General features: G+C 59.5%; 5 protein-coding genes. 4 read left to right on the forward strand and 1 reads right to left on the reverse strand.

Going from position 1 to position 4141, the window contains the following annotated elements; all coding sequences use genetic code 11:
* From AAAB16_RS19895 to AAAB16_RS19910, 4 genes are all read left to right on the forward strand, one after another.
* The coding region (locus AAAB16_RS19895) for a methyl-accepting chemotaxis protein (RefSeq protein ID WP_340664885.1) at window positions 1-1283 on the forward strand (1283 nt) is incomplete at its 5' end.
* A gap of 193 nt (window positions 1284-1476) precedes the next feature.
* A complete protein-coding gene (purM, locus tag AAAB16_RS19900; protein WP_340664886.1) occupies window positions 1477-2535 on the forward strand; it encodes a phosphoribosylformylglycinamidine cyclo-ligase in 1059 nt (352 codons plus the stop codon).
* Entirely contained in the window at window positions 2535-3191 is a 657-nt protein-coding gene (gene purN, locus AAAB16_RS19905) for a phosphoribosylglycinamide formyltransferase (RefSeq protein WP_340664887.1), read from the forward strand. The genes purM and purN overlap by 1 nt, the downstream gene beginning before the upstream one ends.
* Before the next feature lie 8 nt (window positions 3192-3199).
* The gene (locus tag AAAB16_RS19910) at window positions 3200-3910 is read left to right on the forward strand and encodes a DUF3108 domain-containing protein (RefSeq protein ID WP_340664888.1); all 711 of its coding nucleotides are present in this window, start codon (window positions 3200-3202) and stop codon (window positions 3908-3910) included.
* Here AAAB16_RS19910 and AAAB16_RS19915 read toward each other — a convergent pair.
* Window positions 3907-4141 (reverse strand): hypothetical protein (locus tag AAAB16_RS19915; RefSeq protein WP_340664889.1); only part of this gene is annotated, 235 nt, incomplete at its 5' end. The genes AAAB16_RS19910 and AAAB16_RS19915 overlap by 4 nt on opposite strands.

A 4141-nucleotide genomic window follows, 5' to 3' on the forward strand; every position in this document is an offset into this window, starting at 1 on the left:
GCCTAAATAAGGTCAAGCCAAGCCTGGATTCCTACATTACCGCCGCCGAAAGCATCGTCGCCCAAGCCTTGAGCAACCCGGACGCTGCGCAACAGCAATTACCCACCTTCAATAGCGCCTTTACCCAGTTGGAAGGGGAAATGGCCAGCCTCAGTGAGCTGATTGAAAGCAACACCGGGCAAACCAGCCAAGACACCGAAAGCGCCATCAACACCGCCAATATCACCCTCGCCGTGGTGCTCGCCGCCAGCCTGTTGCTGCTGGTGGTGCAAGGCGCGTGGATTATCCAGGGCATCATGCGCGCGCTACTGACGGCCAGCGAAATCGCCAGCAGCATTGCCAGCGGCGATCTCGGGCGCAGCATCGAGCAGCCGACCCAACAGGATGAAGCCAGCGCCCTGATCCGTAGCCTGGCGACCATGCAGCGCGATCTACGCGGCATGATCGGCGTGGTACGCGGCAATGCCGACAGCGTTAATAGCCTGACCCAGCAGCTCAGCGCCGGTTGTCACCAGGTGGCCAACAGCAGCTCACAACAAAGTGAAGCGGCCAATACCATGGCAGCGGCGGCCAGTGAAATGACGGCCAGCATCGAGGAAATCACCCGTCACGCTGGGCAAGCGCTGGACATGGCCAACCAGGCCGAGCGTCTGGCCAAGGACGGCGGCAAAGTGATTCATCAGGTGGTGCAGGATATGGACGGCATCGCCCGCTCAGTGCAGCAATCGGCGCAGGTGATTCGCACGCTGGACCAAGAGTCCGAGCAGATTTTCAGCATTATCCAAGTGATCAAAGGCATCGCCGACCAGACCAACCTCTTGGCCCTTAATGCCGCGATTGAAGCCGCCCGCGCTGGCGAGCAAGGCCGCGGCTTCGCCGTGGTGGCCGATGAAGTGCGCAGCCTGGCCGGGCGCACCAGCGCCTCGACCCAGGAAATTGCCGCCATGGTGCAACGTATTCAAACCAGCACCCGCGATGCCGCCACCAGCATGGAGGCCGGCGTCGCCCAGGTGGATAAAGGTATGGCGGTAACGGCTGATGTGGAGCGGGCAATCCGCGAAATCCTCGACGCGACATTAAGTACCACGCAGTTGGTTAACGACATCACCCGCACCATTGGCGAGCAAAGTCTGGCCAGTAACGAGATCGCTCACCAGGTGGAAACCATCGCCAGCATGTCAGTGAGCAATAGCCAGGTAATCGGCAAAACCGCTGATACCACCGACGAGCTCTCCGGGCTGGCAGGCAAACTGTCGTTGTCGGTGGACCGTTTTCGTCTTTAACCCGCCCATGTCAGCCGGCGCGGGCCGACGCCGAAATAAAGAAAATGGCGTTTTTTCCCGCCCGTCTGGCTGCGCGGATGGCCGCCTGCGGGCAAGCCTGATAAAATCGCGCGCCTTCGCAGACCGGCCAGGCTCACCGCAGCCACACCACCCGGTCGCTCCCCGAACATCCCTTTCATAAAGGCCTGGATCTATGAGCAAGCAACCCTCCATTAGCTACAAGGACGCCGGTGTCGATATCGATGCAGGTGAAGCCCTGGTCGAGCGCATTAAAAGCGTGGCCAAGCGCACGGCGCGTCCGGAAGTAATGGGCGGCCTGGGCGGCTTCGGCGCCCTCTGCGAGATCCCTGCCGGTTACAAACAGCCCGTACTGGTCAGCGGCACCGATGGCGTCGGCACCAAGCTGCGCCTGGCGCTGAACCTGAACAAACACGACAGCATCGGCCAAGACCTGGTCGCCATGTGCGTAAACGACCTGGTCGTGTGCGGCGCCGAGCCGTTGTTCTTTCTCGACTACTACGCCACTGGCAAGCTCAACGTTGACGTTGCCGCTACCGTGGTGACTGGTATTGGCGCTGGCTGCGAACTGGCTGGTTGCTCACTGGTTGGCGGTGAGACGGCCGAGATGCCGGGCATGTACGAAGGCGAAGATTACGACCTAGCCGGTTTCTGCGTGGGTGTAGTGGAAAAGGCTGAAATCATTGACGGCTCCAAGGTGCAAACCGGCGACGCCCTCATCGCCCTGCCCTCCTCCGGCCCACACTCCAACGGCTACTCGCTGATCCGCAAGATCATCGAAGTCTCCGGCGCCGACATCACCAGCGTGCAACTTGAAGGCAAAGCCCTGACTGAACTGCTGATGGCGCCAACCCGCATTTACGTAAAACCGCTGCTCAAGCTGATCAAAGACACCGGCGCGGTTAAAGCGATGGCGCATATCACTGGCGGCGGTCTACTCGACAACATTCCACGGGTACTGCCAGACGGCGCGCAAGCAGTGGTCGATGTGGCCAGCTGGAAACGCCCAGCGGTGTTCGATTGGCTGCAAGAGCAAGGCAACGTCAACGAAACTGAAATGCACCGCGTGCTGAACTGCGGCGTGGGCATGGTTATCTGCGTGGCGCAAGAGCACGTGGAAAGCGCCCTGGCCAACCTGCGCGCTAGCGGCGAGCAGCCATGGGTGATCGGCCAGATCAACGCCGGTGCCGCTGATGCCGAACGCGTTGTGTTGAATAACCTGAAAACCCACTGATGCCTGACGCCTCGCCCTGCAACGTGGTGGTATTGCTGTCCGGTTCGGGCAGCAACCTGCAGGCTTTGATCGACGATATTCAACGCGGTGAGAGCCCGGCGCGCATCAGCGCCGTGATCTCTAACCGCAGCGATGCCTTTGGCCTGGAACGGGCCAAAGCTGCAGGCATCGCCACCCATGTGCTCGATCACAAAACCTATCCAGACCGTGAAAGCTTCGACACCGCGCTAATGGCGCTGATCGACAGCTGCCAACCGCAGCTGGTGCTGCTGGCCGGTTTTATGCGCATTCTTAGCGGCGCCTTTGTGCGTCACTACGAAGGCCGGCTGCTCAATATCCATCCGTCGTTGCTGCCCAAGTACAAAGGCCTGCACACCCATCAGCGGGCGCTGGACGCTGGCGATGCGGAACACGGCTGCAGCGTGCACTTTGTAACGGAGGAACTCGATGGAGGGCCTCTGGTCGTACAAGCTGTCGTGCCGGTGCGCGCTGATGACTCGGCGCAAAGCCTGGCCAACCGCGTGCATGCCCAAGAACACCAGATTTACCCACTTGCTGTCCGTTGGTTCGCCACTGGCGACTTGCGTCTTGGCAACGAGGGGGCAATGCTGAAAGAGCAGTTGTTACCGGCCACTGGCCACCTGATCCGAACCTAGGAGACTTTATGCGTCGCGCCTTGCTGTTCGTCCTCGCCGTGTTAACCCTGCCGGCGCAGGCCCTGGAACTGAAACCCTTTGCTGCCAGCTACACGGCAGACTGGAAACAGCTCCCCGTAAGCGGTACTGCCGAGCGCAGTCTGCAAAAGCAAGCTGACGGCCGTTGGCTGCTCAACTTCAAAGCCTCCATGTTGGTGGCCAGCCTCACCGAAGAAAGTACCTTCCGTATCGATGGCAGCAGCTTTTTGCCGCAAACCTACCGCTACGAACGCAGCGGCCTGGGCAAAGGCAAATCGGTTGAACTGGATTTTGACTGGGACGCGAAGAAAGTCATCGGCAGCGACCGTGGCGATCAGGTGACCCTACCGCTTAACCGTGGCGTGCAAGACAAATCCACATACCAAGTGGTGCTGCAAAGCGACGTAGCCGCCGGCAAAAAAACCATGAGCTACCAAGTGGTGGATGGCGGCGATATCGAAACCTACGACTTTCGCGTACTGGGCGAAGAAAAGGTCGAAACCATGGCCGGTAGCGTCGATGCCATCAAGGTAGAACGGGTGCGCGACCCCACGCAAAGCAGCCGCAAAACCGTGCTGTGGTTTGCCAAAGACTGGAACTACCTGCTGGTGCGTCTGTACCAGGTAGAGAAAGACGGCAAGGAATACCAGATCATGCTCAAAGACGGCAGCGTGGACGGCAAAGCTGTAAAAGGCAGCTAAGCCTTACCGTTGCAGAGGAGCCCCGCCCAATGCGGGGCTTTTTTATGGGCGTTGTTCAACCAGGCGGGCACTCCGCGCTTGGTGTACACACCGTGCAAGGCCCTGCACAGCGGTGACAAACCCATTAGATAACCACAGGCACCCTTCCTACAGTGTTCGGAAAATAGTCTTTTCAGGAACAGTCCTACAAAAGAAAAATCTCCATCTGGCAGCCAAAACTCCATCGGTCTT

The organism is Pseudomonas sp. (genome assembly GCF_037994325.1).
In the GTDB taxonomy this organism is placed as follows: Bacteria; Pseudomonadota; Gammaproteobacteria; order Pseudomonadales; family Pseudomonadaceae; genus Aquipseudomonas.

Bases quoted from the DNA above. Each gene is read 5' to 3' on its own strand.
- purN (WP_340664887.1), top strand. From the start codon at position 2,535: ATGCCTGACGCCTCGCCCTGCAACGTGGTGGTATTGCTGTCCGGTTCG.
- purM (WP_340664886.1), top strand. From the start codon at position 1,477: ATGAGCAAGCAACCCTCCATTAGCTACAAGGACGCCGGTGTCGATATC.
- AAAB16_RS19910 (WP_340664888.1), top strand. From the start codon at position 3,200: ATGCGTCGCGCCTTGCTGTTCGTCCTCGCCGTGTTAACCCTGCCGGCG.